Below are 16,512 nucleotides of genomic sequence, written 5' to 3'. Positions count from 1 at the left end.
TAAAAAAATACCCAGCAAGTGCTGGGTACGAATGATAAGGAATGTTTATGGGAGAACATCATCACTATCTGGGCGTATCTTAAGCGATTAAGTAATTAAGTGCTATCGAATAAATGAATTTGTCCGTATGTTGTTCGATAAGTAGTTATCTAAAAATATACATTTCAACTCAAGTATTTGAAATTATTAAATTAAATTTTTTATTTAATGCAGGGTATCTTGAGTTTGTGTAGGGTTTCTTAACCTTTAGTAGTAACTTAAAAGAAACTTAATCTAGTACTTTTGTCTAACAGTAAGACCTCAACATTGTCGTATTTATGAAATTATCTGATTTTAGCTTTGTTCTACCCGAAAACCTTATTGCCAAATATCCAACGCAACAGCGCACAGCCAGTCGTTTGCTACATTTAGACGGTAAAAACGGCAAGGTTGAACATACCATGTTTGCAGACATGCTTAAATTTGTAGAGCCGGGTGATTTACTTGTTTTTAATAACACCCGTGTTATACCTGCGCGCCTTTTAGGTAAAAAAGAAACCGGCGGTCAAGTGGAGGTGCTCATTGAGCGCATTACATCTGACACCACCGCACTTGCCCATGTGCGCGCAAGCAAAGCGCCGAAACCGGGTACTAAGCTCATTCTAGAAGAAAAAGTGAATGTAACTGTTACCGGTCGAGACGACGCACTGTTTATACTGCAGTTTGACCACGATGAAACCGTATTAACGCTGTTGGAAGCCCACGGTCATATGCCGTTACCGCCTTATATCGACCGTCCGGATGAAAACTCGGATAAAGAGCGTTACCAAACGGTGTACAACGAAAAGCCTGGTGCTGTAGCGGCACCTACCGCAGGGTTACATTTTGACGACAGTATTTTAAACGCGTTAAAAGAAAAGGGGGTTAACCTAGCCTTCGTTACCTTGCATGTAGGCGCGGGCACGTTTCAGCCCGTTCGTGTTGATAATATTCAAGAGCATAAAATGCACGCTGAATTCGCCGAAGTGCCTCAAGATGTGGTTGATGCCGTGTTAAATACAAAAGCAAATGGCAAAAGGGTAATTGCTGTAGGGACCACTTCGGTACGCTCACTAGAGTCGGCGGCGAAAGCGAGTGCAGAGCGGGGCGATGAACAGATTATCGCGCCCTTTAATGAAGATACCGAAATCTTTATTTACCCTGGTTTTGAATTTAAAGTTGTGGACGCTATGTTTACTAACTTCCATTTACCGGAATCTACGTTAATGATGTTGATTAGCGCATTTGCAGGTAAAGAAAACGTGATGAATGCCTATCAAGAAGCGATAGCGAAAGAATACCGATTCTTTAGCTATGGCGATTCTATGTTTATTGAGCGCGCTTAAAACGGTAGTGGTTTGCTAAAAACACCTCGTCATGTGTTTTACGCTACGACGTTAAAAAACCGTTGCGATTTCGGTTAACTCGTTTCGAAATCGCAACAAACCCATTGAGGTTTGGCCGTTTAATATAGCCTTATTTTACGCAAAAAGCAGGCAAAAACAGGCTATAGCAGGCGCGGTTCTAGCCCAGTTACAGATAAACATAGATACGGGGCATGATCTCAGCCAAATTACTGGTATAATCGCCGCCAATTTATTTTTATACCCAGCGCAAAAGCGCACCAAAGTGGGAATGCTTTCACATGCAATTTGAGTTGTTAAAAACCGAAGGCCGAGCACGACGCGGTCGTTTGGTGTTTGAACGCGGTGTTGTTGAGACCCCAGCGTTCATGCCGGTAGGTACGTACGGTACCGTTAAGGGAATGACCCCTGAAGAGTTAAAAGACAGTGGTGCTCACATCTGTCTTGGTAACACCTTTCACCTAATGCTGCGCCCAGGTACGGGGATTATTCGCCAGCATGGCGACCTGCACGATTTCATGAATTGGGATAAGCCTATTCTTACTGATTCGGGCGGTTTCCAGGTATTTAGCCTTGGCGATTTGCGTAAAATTACCGAAGAAGGTGTAACTTTCCGTTCGCCAATCAACGGCGAGAAGATCCTTCTTACGCCAGAAAAGTCGATGGAAGTTCAGCGCGACTTGGGTTCTGACATCGTGATGATTTTTGACGAGTGCACGCCGTATCCTGCCACTGAGCAAGAAGCGCGCGTTTCTATGGAAATGTCGTTGCGTTGGGCCAAACGCAGTAAAGAAGCCCACGGCGATAACCCCGCGGCTCTGTTTGGTATTATTCAAGGCGGTATGTACGAAGGGTTGCGCGATGTGTCGCTTGCTGGCCTTGAAGCCATTGGTTTTGACGGCTATGCCATTGGTGGCCTGTCAGTGGGCGAGCCAAAAGAAGACATGATCCGCATTATCGATCATACGGCGCCAAAAATCCCTGAAGACAAGCCGCGCTACTTAATGGGCGTGGGCAAGCCGGAAGACTTGGTTGAGTCTGTGCGTCGCGGTATCGATATGTTTGACTGTGTGATGCCTACGCGTAATGCGCGAAATGGTCACCTTTTTGTGACTGAAGGCGTGGTGAAAATTCGCAATGCGAAACACAGGAACGACACCTCACCATTAGACGAGAATTGTGATTGTTACACTTGTAAAAATTATTCTCGCTCTTATCTACATCATTTGGACAAATGTAACGAGATTTTGGGTGCGCGTTTAAACACCATCCATAACCTTCGTTACTATCAGCGTGTTATGCAGGGTCTTCGCGATGCGATTGACGCAGGTACGCTTGACGAATTTGTACAAGAATTTTATGAACAAAAAGGGTTGCCGGTTCCGGCACTATAACAACGATAATATTTGGGGAATTTTATGAGCCTATTTATCTCGAACGCTTACGCGCAATCTGCTGGCGGTGCTCAGCAAGGTGGTGGCATGGAAATGATTATCATGCTTGCTGTATTTGGTCTAATTTTTTACTTCTTGCTTTATCGCCCGCAGGCTAAGCGCGTAAAAGAGCATAAAAACCTCGTGTCTTCACTTGGCAAAGGTGATGAAGTGCTAACACAAGGTGGTTTAGTAGGTAAAATTACTAAAGTGTCGGAAGAAAAAGATTTCATCGAAGTTGCACTTAACGATTCAAACAACATTGTTGTTCAGAAGTCTTCAGTAACTGCTGTGCTGCCTAAAGGCACAATGAAGTCACTGTAAGTAACAACCGCCGGGGCCGGGATGCTACCCGGTACTGGCACGAAAGGATTATCCAGTGCTAAACAAAAACTCTATCTGGAAGGTACTGAGTGCACTCATTGTGGTTGCAATGTGTGCACTTTACGCACTTCCTAACATTTACGGCGAAGATCATGCCGTACAAATCTCAGCAGGTCGTGATGCTGTGGTAACTAACGCCACGGTAAAACAAGTAAAGGCCGCGCTAAACGAAAAAAACATCTCGCCGAAGCGTGTTGAGTTTGAGAACGACCAAATTTTGGTTCGCGTTTCTGATTCAGATACACAGCTAGTAACCCGCGAAACTTTAGAAAAGGCGCTTGGTGACGACTACTACGTGGCAATGAACCTTGCCCCAGACACGCCGGAATGGCTAGAAGGGTTAGGTGGCGCACCGATGAAACTTGGTCTTGACCTTCGCGGTGGTGTGCACTTCTTGATGGAAGTGGACATGACGGAAGTTATCACTAAGTCACTGGAAGATGCTGAAAGCGGCTTTCGCACCTCGCTGCGTGAAGAGGGTATTCGTTACCGTGGTGTTAAACAAGTAGACGACCATATCGACATTACCTTCCGCGATGAAGATACGTTAGATAAAGCAGAGTTCTTCCTGCGCAACCAAAGTCGTGACCTAACGTTTAACCCAATTGATGACTTAACCCTTCGCGCTATTTTCGCGGAGAGTAAGCTTCAAGAAATTCGCGACAACGCGGTTAAGCAAAACATCACTATCATTCGTAACCGTGTTAACCAGCTTGGTGTTGCTGAGCCTCTTGTTCAAAAACAAGGCGCTGACCGTATTGTTGTTCAGCTCCCCGGCATTCAAGACACCGCTCGTGCAAAAGAAATTCTAAACGCGACGGCGACCCTAGAATTCCGCATGGTTGATCAGAAAAACGATATTCGCGATGCATTGAACGGCCGTGTGCCTCCTGGTTCTCAGGTGATTGAAGATCAGCAAGGTATTCCACAGTTACTGGAAAAGCGTATTATGCTTACTGGTAGCCACATTATTGATGCTAATAGCGGTGTTGATGAATATGGTCTTCCAAATGTAAATATCTCGCTAGACTCTGAAGGCGGTAACAAAATGTCTCGCTCAACCCGCGGCAACATTGGTAAGCCAATGGCAACGGTGTTTATCGAGTACAAATCTACCGGAGAGCGAAATGACGACGGTAAACTTGTGTTCGAAAAGCATGAGCAAGTTATCTCAGTTGCCACCATTCGTGCGCAGCTTGGTAGTAAGTTCCAAATTACCGGTCTTGATTCTCCAAAAGAAGCGCGTGATTTAGCGTTACTACTCCGCGCGGGTGCACTGATTGCGCCAATTCAAATTGTTGAAGAGCGCACCGTAGGCCCAAGCTTGGGTAAAGAAAACATCGAGCTAGGTATGCAGGCTATTATCTATGGCCTTGCGGCTGTGCTTGTTTTCATGTTGATTTACTACAAAGCGTTTGGTGTGGTAGCGAACATCGCGCTTATCACTAACCTGGTAATGATTGTAGGCATCATGTCGATGATCCCGGGCGCAACCTTAACGCTTCCAGGTATGGCGGGTATTGTACTTACCGTTGGTATGGCGGTAGATGCTAACGTGCTAATCTTTGAGCGTATTCGTGAAGAGCTTCGCGAAGGGCGCAGTCCGCAGCAAGCTATTCACCACGGGTACGACAGTGCATTCTCAACCATTTTGGATGCGAATATCACTACTTTCATTGCTGGTCTAATTCTGTTCGCAGTAGGTACCGGCCCAATTAAAGGCTTCTCTATTACGCTAATGATTGGTATCGCAACTTCAATGTTTACCGCTATTTTGGTTACTCGCGTTATTGTTAACGCAGTATGGGGCGGCAAGCGTGTAGAGAAATTAGCGATTTAAGGAGCGTAAAATGCAGTTATTAAAATTATCCGAAACCGTTAATTTCATGCGCCTTCGCATTCCAGCGATGGTGTTGTCTACAGTCTTAATCCTTGGCTCGTTTGTGTCATTAGGGGTAAACAGTCTTAACTGGGGGCTGGATTTCACTGGCGGTACGCTTATTGAAGTGGGCTACGAAGACTCGGCTGACCTAGAAGCTATTCGCGTGCAGCTTAACGAATCGAACTTTGAAGATGCAGTAGTGCAAAACTTCGGTAGCAGTCAAGACGTGCTTATTCGCATTGCACCGCGTGATGGCGTAAAAGCCGTAACCATTGGTGAGCAGGTACTTGCGGCACTGCGTGCAGATGGCACCTCGGTGGATATGCGCCGTATTGAGTTTGTTGGACCTAATGTCGGTGAAGAACTGACAGAGCAGGGCGGGCTAGCAATGCTGGTGGCACTGTTATGTATCTTGGTTTACGTAGCGATGCGTTTTGAATGGCGCTTTGCGCTGGGTTCCGTTTCGGCACTTGCCCATGACGTGATCCTTACGCTAGGTCTATTTTCGGTGCTTCAAATTGAATTTGACCTTACGGTGCTTGCAGCTGTACTCGCGGTTATTGGTTATTCACTTAACGATACCATTGTTGTATCAGACCGTATCCGTGAAAACTTCCGCAAAATTCGTAAAGGCGAGCCGGTCGAGATTATCAATATCTCTCTAACGCAAACGCTTAATCGTACTATCATCACCTCACTAACCACGGTGTTAGTATTGGTTGCCTTGTTCTATAAAGGTGGTGCGCTTATTCACGGTTTCGCCACTGCGTTGTTATTCGGTGTAGTAGTAGGTACTTACTCATCGGTGTATATCGCAAGTTCGGTTGCCCTAGCATTAGGTATAAGTAAAGAAGACCTAATGCCACCGCAGGTAGAGAAAGAAGGCGCTGACTTAGATCCAATGCCTTAAGCAGGCTATAGCGAGCAGCGCTAATTACGCTAAATGAATAAAAAGCCGCACAGTGTTGCGGCTTTTTTGTAGATGTGAATCACACTGTTTTTCAATAGTCGCAAACAGTGTTTATTTATCAATAGCCAGCTTATACCTTCGTGACATCTTAACAGTATGGCCATTTTTTAATGTAATTACGCCATCGCCGCTGTCCCCGACCTTTACACTTTCAACATCATTAAGGTTTACAGCAAAAGAGCGATGGACCCGTGCAAAAGGCAAGTAAGCATTTTCATCTAGAAATGAGGTTAGGGTATTACGCATGGGGTAAACCTTATCGTCAATGTGTAAGTTGACATAATTACCCGAAGAGGCCATCCAGTGAATATCTTGCTTTTTGATTAGAAACTCATGGCCATTTTTTTTAATCAATAATAGTTCATGCTTGAAGGCTTTTTCATCCAGGGCATTTTGTGTATTGCGCTGGTCTAATTTAGCTGACTCAAGCCCGATATTGCTGGCGTTACCTAACCATTGTGCTACCACATAGCGATAACACCAAATCATTACTACAAAAAAGATGAAAGACCATAAATCTTTTCGCATTTCATAAATGAGTTCAAAGAACCATTGCTCTGCAGAAGTGGCGAATTGGTAATTGCCACCCACTAATGCGTAAATAATTTCTCTACTAACAATCATAAATATAATATGTGTAGCTGCAAAGCACAGACCCACAGCACTGTATAAAGCAATACTAAAAGTAAACCGTTCCCATCGCCAAGGAAAATGGTTGAGTATCTTTGCCAGTGCTATCACCACGCAGAAGCTGCCAACGGCACTGGTATACTCCCAAGCAAAAGGTTCCCATTGGGCAAAAGGTAGCGGCGGCGTGCGCATCGCTTCCATGAGTACAGTGGTGCTATTGATAAATCCATTGACTAAAAAATACAAGCCCAGAAGGGAAAGGGATATTGAGCTTTGATGCGCTTGAAACCACGCTTTATTAATCATGCGAACACTTGTCCTTCCGTCACTTAATTCCACCGCTTGTCACTTTTTCGAACCCTTTCAATAGCTTGGTTGGTAGTTTGTTTATACTCACGTTGCTAAAAATTGAAGGCGCTTTTCGCCTCAATAAGGGACAAGATGAACACAAAGTACCACACACGTTTAACGTCAGAAAATTCACGAATAGTAGTACTTGATTATCTTAGAGTATTAGCCGTCATTGTTTTGTTCTTTTTTCATCTTGGTATGGTTTGGGTGCCCGAGTGGAACTTTCATTTTAAGCAAGAAACACAGTGGTTTTGGCTGCAACATATTTTATTGATAAGTTCACCGTGGAGAATGGGGCTGCTGTGGTTTATCGCGGGCACGTCGCTGTATTTTATGCAGCAAAAGTACGGACTGGCTTTTTTGTTAACCCGAAGAAGCAATGCAATATTACTTCCCCTATTAACAGGTATTTATTGCATAGTTCCTATTCAGTTATTTGTTGAAATGACGCAAAAAGGCGCAATCGATACCTCTGTAGGCTATTTTTTCATTCAATTTTATTTTGGTGCGAATGACTATTTTAATGGTTTTAGTGCTGGCATATGGCATCACGTCGACGTAAACCATTTGTGGTTTCTTCGTTCTCTTTGGCGGTTCACATTACTGTTGATTATTTTTCATCTGCCTCTTAAGTGGGTACGCAACAGTTTAGGCAATTCCTATAGTGTATGGTTGTTGTTGCTTGTTTCTATTTCGCTTTTTGCATCACAAATAGAGGAAAGCGACTTACAGCGTGATATTTACGGCTTTGCGTGTTTAGTTTGGGGCTACCTTTTTGGTGGTCAAGCGCAATTTTGGGGGTGGCTACGCGATAGGCGTGGGGCGCTGATTGCGTTCGCCATTATACTTACTCTGTCTTATGAAGTCGGGTTTAAAGTAGTAGGATACCAACCTGATAACCTGCCGATAAAAACCATTGCATTATGGTCGTATTACTTAGCTAAAGTATTCAGCGTATTTGCAATTTTGGCACTGGCAGACAAAGTCTTCGTAAAGGCGAGTCCCGCGGTAGTTAAAGCGAATGGTTATGTTTTTCCTTTCTATGTAATTCATCAAAGCGTGATAATTGGCGTCAGCTATTTTATTACGAATACAGCACTGTCTGCGCCTACGGCAATGGCGTTATCTGCCGTCGTGAGTATGTTGCTTTGTTTCCTATTATTACTGCTGTGTAAATATAGTGCCGTGACAGGCGTGTTTTTAGGTAAAAAAGCGCCGGCATCCCATTGGCTGTCAGGTAAAACGGCCCAAATGATCATAACCGCTTTTACGTTGCCCTTAGCATTGAGGCTAGTAGGCTTAATATAGGGAAGGGAGGGAGTATCCAAAAGCGCAGTTTTGGCATGTTTACGTTCGCAATGAGGTACAAAAAGCAAAAAGGCGCGAATTAAAATAATTCGCGCCTTATCGTTTGTTTATTCGTTTTACGTACGCTGTGGCGTAGGTTAAAAAAAGTTGCTAAGAAAAAGCATCTGTTTCGACCCCAGCCAGCCCACATTTTTACTTAAGGTGTTTTACCAAGCCTTGAACTACCTTTGCACTACCGGCAACAATTTCGCCCTTGTGTAGTGGGTCGTTATTACCTTTAAAGTCTGTAACCAAGCCGCCTGCTTCGCGAACAATAAGTTCACCCGCTGCGATGTCCCAAGATTTGATGCCGCGTTCCCAGTAACCGTCGTGACGACCAGCTGCAACATAAGCAAGGTCTAGTGCTGCACTGCCTGCACGGCGAATGTCGCCCACTTCGTGGAATATTTTGTTCAGACTAAGTGCGTATTCACCGAATGCAGCTTTGTTTTTGAACGGAAGGCCAGTAGCAATAATGGTTTCTGTTAAATCACGAGGCTTAGAAGCGCGAATACGGTAACCGTTAAGCTGTGCACCTTGACCACGGCTAGCGGTAAATAGTTCGCTGCGAATTGGATCAAATACAACCGCCTGGTCCAAACGACCTTTATGAAGAAGTGCGATAGAAACCGCAAAGTGGGGAATGCCTTTTACAAAGTTAGTGGTGCCATCTAGTGGGTCGATGATCCACTGATAGTCTGTCTCTGTGCCGTTAACTTCGCCAGACTCTTCACCTAAGAAGCAATGTTCTGGGTAAGACTGCTGAATTTTATAGATAATTGCTTGTTCTGCTTCTTTATCAACTTGAGTAACAAAGTCGTTCAAACCTTTCGACTCTGTTGCTACTTCGTTATATTTTTCAAAACCGCGAACAATAACTGTTCCAGCCGCACGCGCAGCGCGCACCGCAATATTCAGCATAGGATGCATAGATAAACCACCAATTGTAAAAGACCAATGAAACGAACCAGCTGTATAAAAAATAGCTAGTTATTTTCGAAAACGGGCGGAGTCTACCAGAATCCACGCACGATGCAAATGAATTCAAGGGTGAACGCAAGGCGAAGTAGAATAGCTTTTTGCCACTTTAAACGGCGATGCCTAGCAATGGGGCTGACAACATAGATAGTGCCGCGGTCTTTCGTTATGAGAAACGTCGAAAGAAAGCAAACTACATAAGCAATCGAACAGGTAGCATGCCGTTGTGAGTGAATAGCCATCTATACTGCCGCTGTGATAAACTTGCCCTAATTGAAGTTCATTAGATGATGCTTAACATATCAGTATCATCCTTTTTTGAAAGTACGTAGGTATCACAGGCATGCTCGAAAATATTCGCATCATTTTGGTTAACACCTCTCACACTGGGAACATTGGCTCCACCGCACGAGCGATGAAGACTATGGGGCTCAGTAGCCTTTATCTTGTTGACCCAGTGAACGAACCTGATGGCCAAGCAAGCGCGCTTGCTGCAGGCGCTGGGGATGTACTTGCGAACGCAAAAATTGTAGGTACGCTGGAAGAAGCGGTAAAAGACTGTGGTTTAGTTGTAGGCACATCAGCCCGTTCTCGTACGCATTCTTGGCCTATGCTTGGCCCTCGTGATTGCGGTGAAAAGCTAGTTCAAGAAGTAGAGAAGTACCCGGTCGCATTGGTCTTTGGCCGTGAAAATAGTGGCTTAACAAATGAAGAATTACAGCAGTGTCATTTCCACATGTGTATTCCGGCGAACCCTGAATACAGCTCGCTTAACCTAGCTGCTGCGGTTCAAACCTTATGTTATGAAATTCGCATGGCCTTCCTAAATCGTGAAACCTACCCAAGCGTAGAGGAAACGTACCCATTAAACGAAGATTTAGAGCGTTTTTACGCGCACCTTGAAACGACACTAGAGGGGACATCGTTTATACGCAAGAGTCACCCTGGTGTGGTTATGACTAAGCTTCGTCGTTTGTTCAATCGAGCACGCCCAGAGTCGCAAGAGTTGAATATCTTGCGCGGTATTTTGGCGTCTATCGATAAATCGGTTAAGTCAGCAAGTGTAAGTCAAAGTGACTCAACTGAAGCGCCGGTTAACGAAAACACGTCGAAAGAAGAGCAAGAGTAAGCATTATGTTCGCCCGTATCAAAGATGACATTAAAGGGGTTTTCCATCGCGACCCAGCGGCAAGAAATACCTTTGAAGTGCTAACTAATTACCCCGGTCTACATGCAGTATGGCTACACCGCGTAAGCCACAAGTTGTGGAAGGCTGAATGGAAGTGGTTGGCACGCACGTTATCAACCTTTAGTCGCTGGCTGACGGGCATAGAAATTCACCCTGGAGCAACACTGGGCAGGCGGGTATTTATAGACCATGGTATGGGCGTGGTCATTGGCGAAACCGCAGAGATTGGTGACGATGTTACGCTATATCATGGCGTTACGCTTGGTGGTACTAGCTGGAAAGCCGGTAAACGTCATCCAACCCTTAAAAAAGGGGCGGTAGTAGGCGCTGGCGCTAAAGTGTTAGGGCCTATTATCATTGGTGAAAATGCCAAAGTCGGCTCAAATTCCGTAGTGGTGAAAGATATTCCAGACGGCGCCACTGCGGTGGGTATCCCCGGTCGTATTATTATCTCAAAGCAGGATGATGGGAAAGCGACGGTTAACCCCCAGCGTGACAAAATAGCGCAAAAATACGGTTTTGATGCGTACGCTGTAGCGCCCGATAACCCAGATCCTGTGGCCAATGCCATGGGAGTAATGCTTGAGCACATGCATCAAATGGATACCAAAGTTGAGGAAATGTGCAAGGTCATTCAGTCATTAGGTGGTGATGTGTGTACCGATAATTTACACAACATCAGTGCTGAAGATTTCGCGGATACGGGCTTTGACTTGACGGAGGCCCATGAACGAGAGAAAGCGCATTCGTCTTTCGACCCGGCAATTTAACGCCTTAGTTCCACGTCTGGATTAAGGTGTGTTTTACAAATTGTTAACGTACGTGTTGACTCCCCCGTAACTCCAACATACATTGAAATCAAAATGTTAGTTGTCACGTTTCAGGGCGGTTATGCAAAACACGTTGCCATTTCTAGACGTTTTAATCGTAGGGGCCGGTATCTCGGGTGTTGGCTGTGCGTACCATATTCAAAAGAAATGCCCTGACTTGTCATACACTATTATAGAAGCGCGTGCCGACCTCGGTGGAACATGGGACTTATTTAAATACCCAGGCATTCGCTCCGACTCTGATTTATTCACCTTTGGCTACGACTTCAAGCCTTGGAAAGAGAAAAAGGCCATTGCAGATGGCCGCTCGATAAAAGCTTATGTCGAGGAAACGGTAAACGAGAACGGCATAAAAGAGAATATACGATTTCGCACACGCGTTATTGATATCGATTGGCAAGGTGACAAGCAGTATTGGCTTGTCACGTTAAAATCAGAACAGAGCGAGCACACCGAGCAGGTCGCTACGAGGTGGGTGTTTAATGCCTCAGGCTATTACCGTTACGACAAAGGCTATACGCCTGATTTTAAGGGACAGTCGGCGTTTAAAGGTAAAATTGTCCACCCTCAGCACTGGCCAGAAGACCTAGAATATCAGGGTAAGCGCGTGGTGGTCATAGGCAGCGGAGCAACGGCAGTTACTTTGGTGCCAGCACTGGCTCAAACTGCTGCACACGTTACTATGCTCCAAAGAACGCCGTCTTACGTATTGCCTGTACCCGTAGAGGATCCTGTCGCAAAGTATTTACGTGCGTGGTTTAACGACAATATTGCATTTAATGCCGCCAGGCGCTTTAACATCGCGAAACAGCGCTGGGTATACGCATTTTGTCAGCGCTTCCCGAAGCGAGCTCGAAAGATAATACGCAGCCTAAACGTTAAGATGCTGCCCGAGGGGTACCCTGTCGATACGCACTTCAACCCGCCTTATAATCCGTGGGAACAGCGACTTTGTGCCGTCCCGGGCGGTGATTTATTCGAGTCTATTTCTAAAGAAAAGGCGTCCATTGAAACGGATACTATTGCTACGTTTACCGAAACAGGCATTAAGCTTGATTCAGGTAAGCATATAGAGGCCGATATTATTGTAACGGCCACGGGTTTGAACCTTCTTCCGCTAGGGGGGGTAATTCCTAAAATAGATGGCGAGGCTGTTAAACTACCTGAGTGCATCACCTATAAGGGGATGTTACTCAGTGGCGTCCCTAATTTTGCCATTGCGGTGGGCTATACGGCATCTTCTTGGACACTAAAAATTGGCCTTCTATGTGAGCATTTTACCCGTTTGCTTAATCATATGAATAAACGAGGCTTTACGCAGTGCACCCCTATTGCAGAACCGGATATGGAAACACAACCACTGCTTAACTTTGGCGCGGGTTATATTCAGCGTTCACTCGATAAGTTACCCCGGCAGGGTACGCGTTATCCTTGGTCGATGTCATTTAATTATGCCGAAGACGTGAAAATTTTCAGAAAGGGACGTGTTGACGACCCAGCGTTGAAATTTGAAAAACGTCATGAAAAAAGGGCCTGACAAGGTCGCACACGCCCAAGGTATTTTCATAAAAAAAAGCGATTGATTAAATCAATAATACTTGACTAATTTACTGGGTTTTATACTTGACCATTTTAGTCAGGTATGTGAGAATTTCGCCATTATATAACGGCGGGAGAATCCAATGAAACTCACTTCTAAAGGGCGCTATGCGGTTACCGCAATGCTTGATGTCGCTTTGCATTCAAAGCGTGGTCCAGTGCCTCTTGCCGACATTTCAGAACGACAAGAAATCTCTTTATCTTATCTTGAGCAGCTGTTTTCTCGCTTGCGCAAAGAGCAGTTAGTCGACAGTGTTCGCGGCCCCGGCGGCGGCTACCTATTGGGTCGAGAAGCGAGCGAGATAGCCATAGGTGAGGTGATCCGCGCAGTAGATGAGTCTATCGATGCGACGCGCTGCCAAGGGCAGGCCGATTGCCAAGGCGGTGATCGTTGTCTAACCCATAGTCTGTGGCAAGATTTAAGTGACCGCATTGCGGCGTTTTTAAATTCAATTACCTTAGGTGAATTAATGGCAAAGCGGGATGTACAAGAAGTAGCGGGTCGTCAAGACGGCAATGCATCACTTCGTCATATCACCAAAGATATTGAAGTAAGTATTCAACTTTAAATAGGTTTTGAGCATCGCATGGCTTTATCAACACCCATTTACTTAGATTACGCGGCAACAACGCCGGTCGACCCTCACGTCGCTGATGCGATGTCGAAGTGCCTAACCCTAGATGGCAACTTCGGCAATCCTGCTTCTCGCAGTTACCGTTTCGGCTGGATGGCAGAAGAGGCCGTCGACGTTGCCAGAAATCAAATTAGCGACGTACTTAATTGCGACCCTAGAGAGGTCGTGTTTACCTCAGGTGCAACGGAATCAAACAACCTTGCGATTAAAGGCGTAGCACAAGGATATCAGGAAAAAGGAAGACATATCATCACGGTGAACACCGAGCATAAAGCGGTGTTAGATACCTGTGAGTACCTCGAAAGCCATGGCTTTGAGGTGACTTATTTAAGCGTCAAGCAAGACGGCTTACTTGATATTAATGATTTGAAAGGCGCCATGCGCGACGACACCATTTTAGTGTCGGTCATGCATGTCAACAACGAGCTTGGTGTAATTCAAGATATGCAAGCTATTGGCGAGCTTTGCCGTGAACATGGAGTGCTCTTTCACGTGGATGGTGCACAAAGTGTAGGCAAGATTGCTATCGATTTAGCCCACGTGCCTATCGACTTGCTTTCTATCTCGGCGCATAAGATTTACGGGCCGAAGGGAATGGGAGCTTTGTATGTGCGTCGCCGCCCTAAAATTAATTTGGTTGCACAAATTCACGGTGGCGGGCATGAACGCGGTATGCGCTCTGGGACGCTGGCCACTCACCAAATTGTAGGGATGGGGGAAGCACTCGCGTTAGCCGCGTCGAAAATGAAAGATGACAGCACTCGCATACTCTCACTGAGGGAGTCGCTTTGGCAAGGTTTACAGCAGCTTGACGGCGTTTATCTAAATGGCCATGCCACTCAGCGAATCCCTGGCATCTTAAACGTCAGTTTCGCCGGTGTTGACGGTGAAAGCTTGATGATGGGACTGAACGATATTGCTGTGTCATCGGGCTCAGCATGTACATCGGCAAGCCTTGAACCCTCTTATGTGTTAAAGGCTATTGGGCGAAGTAATGAATTAGCGCACGCCGGTATCCGTTTTAGTGTTGGGCGTTTTACAACCCAAGACGACATAGATTACGTAGTAAAGAAAGTAGTAGACGTAACTACACGATTACGTGAAGCCGTAACGGCTTAAACCTTCTACGAATCTGAGCCAAAGCGAAGACGATGAACAAAAATTAATGGCCATACGGCGGTGACGAAGCCGTAGGCTCCGTTAAATTAGTATTTACCGCCGTAAATTAGTGGCTGAATATTTGAGTGAAATAGTCGGGTATTATATACTACGGCACCAAAATTTTAGGCTGTCCTCAATGTAACTGGCAGCTTCAACTGCGCTACGCAACGTTTTTATAACGAGCCGCGTTCAGGTTGAGCAGAGATTATGCGATAAATTACCAAGACCGTGGGGTAATTTATTTGCCAGTTAAGTAACGAATTTAGTGGCAGCAAATGCAGGCAAACAAGTGAGATCCCAACATGAGTGAACAGATCGAACAGGCGTTAGAAAGAAAGTACGATGCAGGTTTCTATTCAGAAATCGAGTCAGAAACGTTTGAAAGCGGCCTGGACGAGTCGGTTATCCGCCGCATATCAGCAATGAAAAACGAGCCTGAATGGATGCTTGAATGGCGCTTGAAGTCGTACCGTGCATGGCTTGAAATGGAAGAGCCAGACTGGGCGCATGTGGATTATCCAAAAATCGACTATCAGTCCATTTCTTACTACTCGGCACCAAAGAGTATGAAAGACAAGCCTCAGTCGCTAGACGAGGTGGACCCAGAGTTACTGCGTACCTACGAAAAGCTTGGTATTCCGCTTCATGAGCAAGAAATGCTGGCGGGTGTAGCTGTAGATGCGGTATTCGACTCGGTTTCCGTTGTGACGACATTCCGCGAAAAGTTGGAAGACGCGGGGGTAATTTTCTGCCCGATTTCTGAAGCGGTTCAGAAGTACCCAGACCTTGTGAAAAAATATATCGGTTCTGTGGTTCCTCGCACGGACAACTACTTTGCGGCACTAAACAGTGCAGTATTTACTGACGGTTCATTCGTTTATATTCCAAAAGGCACCCGCTGCCCTATGGAGCTATCAACCTATTTCCGTATAAATGAAATGAACACCGGTCAGTTCGAACGTACGCTTATTGTTGCCGATGAAGGCAGCTACGTGAGCTACCTAGAAGGCTGTACCGCGCCTCAGCGCGATGAAAACCAGCTGCATGCCGCTGTGGTTGAACTGGTCGCGATGGACGATGCGCAAATCAAATACTCGACGGTACAAAACTGGTACCCGGGCGATGAAAACGGTAAAGGCGGTATTTACAACTTCGTGACCAAGCGCGGTGTTGCACACACGAACGCTAAAATCTCTTGGACGCAGGTTGAAACGGGCTCTGCGGTAACGTGGAAGTACCCAAGCTGTGTACTTAAAGGCGACAATAGCGTAGGTGAGTTCTACTCAGTAGCCCTAACACGTGGTCGTCAGCAGGCAGATACCGGTACTAAGATGATTCACGTGGGTAAAAACACCAAGTCGACCATCATCTCTAAAGGTATCTCAGCAGGGAATAGTAACAATGCCTATCGTGGACTGGTTCAAATGGGCCCGCGGGCAGACGGTGCACGTAACTTTACCGAGTGCGACTCGCTGCTGATTGGCGACAAGTGTGGTGCACACACGTTCCCGTATATCGAAAGCCGCAATCCTTCAGCCATTGTTGAGCACGAAGCGACAACATCGAAGGTGAGCGACGAACAATTATTTTTGTGTCAGCAACGTGGCTTAGACACAGAGAAAGCCGTTTCTATGATTGTTAACGGTTTCTGTAAAGAAGTATTCAAAGAGCTACCAATGGAATTTGCCGTAGAAGCCGGCAAACTGCTCGAAATTAGTCTTGAAGGTTCAGTGGGGTAATC

The 16,512-nt window shown here is 45.7% G+C and carries 14 protein-coding genes; 12 read left to right on the top strand and 2 right to left on the bottom strand.

Going from position 1 to position 16,512, the window contains the following annotated elements; genetic code table 11:
* The first annotated feature begins 317 nt into the window (after positions 1-317).
* From queA to secF, 5 genes are all read left to right on the top strand, one after another.
* Complete coding sequence (gene queA, locus ACTRWF_RS08550; protein ID WP_462835382.1) at positions 318-1,364, top strand: tRNA preQ1(34) S-adenosylmethionine ribosyltransferase-isomerase QueA; 1,047 nt, start codon at positions 318-320, stop codon at positions 1,362-1,364.
* A gap of 299 nt (positions 1,365-1,663) precedes the next feature.
* The gene (gene tgt, locus ACTRWF_RS08545; protein ID WP_014950189.1) at positions 1,664-2,776 is read left to right on the top strand and encodes a tRNA guanosine(34) transglycosylase Tgt; all 1,113 of its coding nucleotides are present in this window, start codon (positions 1,664-1,666) and stop codon (positions 2,774-2,776) included.
* A 24-nt stretch (positions 2,777-2,800) separates the two neighbouring features.
* Positions 2,801-3,139 (top strand): preprotein translocase subunit YajC, encoded by a 339-nt coding sequence (gene yajC / locus ACTRWF_RS08540; RefSeq protein ID WP_012519018.1) that lies wholly within the window; start codon positions 2,801-2,803, stop codon positions 3,137-3,139.
* 55 nt (positions 3,140-3,194) lie between these two features.
* Positions 3,195-5,039: a protein translocase subunit SecD gene (secD, locus tag ACTRWF_RS08535; RefSeq protein WP_462835381.1), complete on the top strand. Its 1,845-nt coding sequence runs from the start codon at positions 3,195-3,197 to the stop codon at positions 5,037-5,039.
* A 10-nt stretch (positions 5,040-5,049) separates the two neighbouring features.
* Positions 5,050-5,991 carry a protein translocase subunit SecF gene (gene secF / locus ACTRWF_RS08530; RefSeq protein WP_015067621.1) on the top strand — a complete coding sequence of 314 codons (942 nt, stop codon included), beginning with the start codon at positions 5,050-5,052 and terminating at the stop codon, positions 5,989-5,991.
* A gap of 111 nt (positions 5,992-6,102) precedes the next feature.
* On the opposite strand, the gene ACTRWF_RS08525 is transcribed toward secF, so the two are convergent.
* On the bottom strand, positions 6,103-6,987 hold the full coding sequence (locus ACTRWF_RS08525) for a LytTR family transcriptional regulator DNA-binding domain-containing protein (protein ID WP_462835380.1): 885 nt from the start codon (positions 6,985-6,987) through the stop codon (positions 6,103-6,105).
* 135 nt (positions 6,988-7,122) lie between these two features.
* On the opposite strand from ACTRWF_RS08525, the gene ACTRWF_RS08520 reads away from it, so the two are divergent.
* A complete protein-coding gene (locus ACTRWF_RS08520; RefSeq protein WP_462835379.1) occupies positions 7,123-8,340 on the top strand; it encodes an acyltransferase family protein in 1,218 nt (405 codons plus the stop codon).
* Between the two features lie 192 nt (positions 8,341-8,532).
* On the opposite strand, the gene suhB is transcribed toward ACTRWF_RS08520, so the two are convergent.
* Positions 8,533-9,309: an inositol-1-monophosphatase gene (suhB, locus tag ACTRWF_RS08515; RefSeq protein ID WP_012519013.1), complete on the bottom strand. Its 777-nt coding sequence runs from the start codon at positions 9,307-9,309 to the stop codon at positions 8,533-8,535.
* Positions 9,310-9,700: 391 nt separating this feature from the next.
* Between suhB and trmJ the strand changes: the two genes are divergently transcribed.
* The 6 genes from trmJ to sufB all read left to right on the top strand — a co-directional run bounded on the left by trmJ (position 9,701) and on the right by sufB (position 16,510).
* On the top strand, positions 9,701-10,486 hold the full coding sequence (gene trmJ / locus ACTRWF_RS08510; protein ID WP_012519012.1) for a tRNA (cytosine(32)/uridine(32)-2'-O)-methyltransferase TrmJ: 786 nt from the start codon (positions 9,701-9,703) through the stop codon (positions 10,484-10,486).
* Positions 10,487-10,491: 5 nt separating this feature from the next.
* Complete coding sequence (gene cysE, locus ACTRWF_RS08505; protein ID WP_012519011.1) at positions 10,492-11,316, top strand: serine O-acetyltransferase; 825 nt, start codon at positions 10,492-10,494, stop codon at positions 11,314-11,316.
* A 121-nt stretch (positions 11,317-11,437) separates the two neighbouring features.
* Positions 11,438-12,913, top strand: coding sequence for a flavin-containing monooxygenase (locus ACTRWF_RS08500; protein WP_462835378.1), 1,476 nt, complete (start codon positions 11,438-11,440; stop codon positions 12,911-12,913).
* Between the two features lie 145 nt (positions 12,914-13,058).
* Positions 13,059-13,544, top strand: coding sequence for a Fe-S cluster assembly transcriptional regulator IscR (gene iscR / locus ACTRWF_RS08495; protein WP_012519009.1), 486 nt, complete (start codon positions 13,059-13,061; stop codon positions 13,542-13,544).
* Positions 13,545-13,562: 18 nt separating this feature from the next.
* On the top strand, positions 13,563-14,729 hold the full coding sequence (locus ACTRWF_RS08490) for an IscS subfamily cysteine desulfurase (RefSeq protein WP_462835377.1): 1,167 nt from the start codon (positions 13,563-13,565) through the stop codon (positions 14,727-14,729).
* A 344-nt stretch (positions 14,730-15,073) separates the two neighbouring features.
* Positions 15,074-16,510: a Fe-S cluster assembly protein SufB gene (gene sufB, locus ACTRWF_RS08485; RefSeq protein WP_012519007.1), complete on the top strand. Its 1,437-nt coding sequence runs from the start codon at positions 15,074-15,076 to the stop codon at positions 16,508-16,510.
* Positions 16,511-16,512: the final 2 nt, after the last annotated feature.

It is taken from the genome of Alteromonas sp. G5_S2_22_S1 (genome assembly GCF_054968525.1).
The sequence above is the reverse complement of the archived record's forward strand: the minus strand, read 5'-3'. Positions and strand labels throughout refer to the sequence as shown.

Bases quoted from the DNA above. Each gene is read 5' to 3' on its own strand.
- queA (WP_462835382.1), top strand. From the start codon at position 318: ATGAAATTATCTGATTTTAGCTTTGTTCTACCCGAAAACCTTATTGCC.
- tgt (WP_014950189.1), top strand. From the start codon at position 1,664: ATGCAATTTGAGTTGTTAAAAACCGAAGGCCGAGCACGACGCGGTCGT.
- yajC (WP_012519018.1), top strand. From the start codon at position 2,801: ATGAGCCTATTTATCTCGAACGCTTACGCGCAATCTGCTGGCGGTGCT.
- secF (WP_015067621.1), top strand. From the start codon at position 5,050: ATGCAGTTATTAAAATTATCCGAAACCGTTAATTTCATGCGCCTTCGC.
- ACTRWF_RS08525 (WP_462835380.1), bottom strand. From the start codon at position 6,987: ATGATTAATAAAGCGTGGTTTCAAGCGCATCAAAGCTCAATATCCCTT.
- ACTRWF_RS08520 (WP_462835379.1), top strand. From the start codon at position 7,123: ATGAACACAAAGTACCACACACGTTTAACGTCAGAAAATTCACGAATA.
- suhB (WP_012519013.1), bottom strand. From the start codon at position 9,309: ATGCATCCTATGCTGAATATTGCGGTGCGCGCTGCGCGTGCGGCTGGA.
- trmJ (WP_012519012.1), top strand. From the start codon at position 9,701: ATGCTCGAAAATATTCGCATCATTTTGGTTAACACCTCTCACACTGGG.
- cysE (WP_012519011.1), top strand. From the start codon at position 10,492: ATGTTCGCCCGTATCAAAGATGACATTAAAGGGGTTTTCCATCGCGAC.
- ACTRWF_RS08500 (WP_462835378.1), top strand. From the start codon at position 11,438: ATGCAAAACACGTTGCCATTTCTAGACGTTTTAATCGTAGGGGCCGGT.
- iscR (WP_012519009.1), top strand. From the start codon at position 13,059: ATGAAACTCACTTCTAAAGGGCGCTATGCGGTTACCGCAATGCTTGAT.
- ACTRWF_RS08490 (WP_462835377.1), top strand. From the start codon at position 13,563: ATGGCTTTATCAACACCCATTTACTTAGATTACGCGGCAACAACGCCG.
- sufB (WP_012519007.1), top strand. From the start codon at position 15,074: ATGAGTGAACAGATCGAACAGGCGTTAGAAAGAAAGTACGATGCAGGT.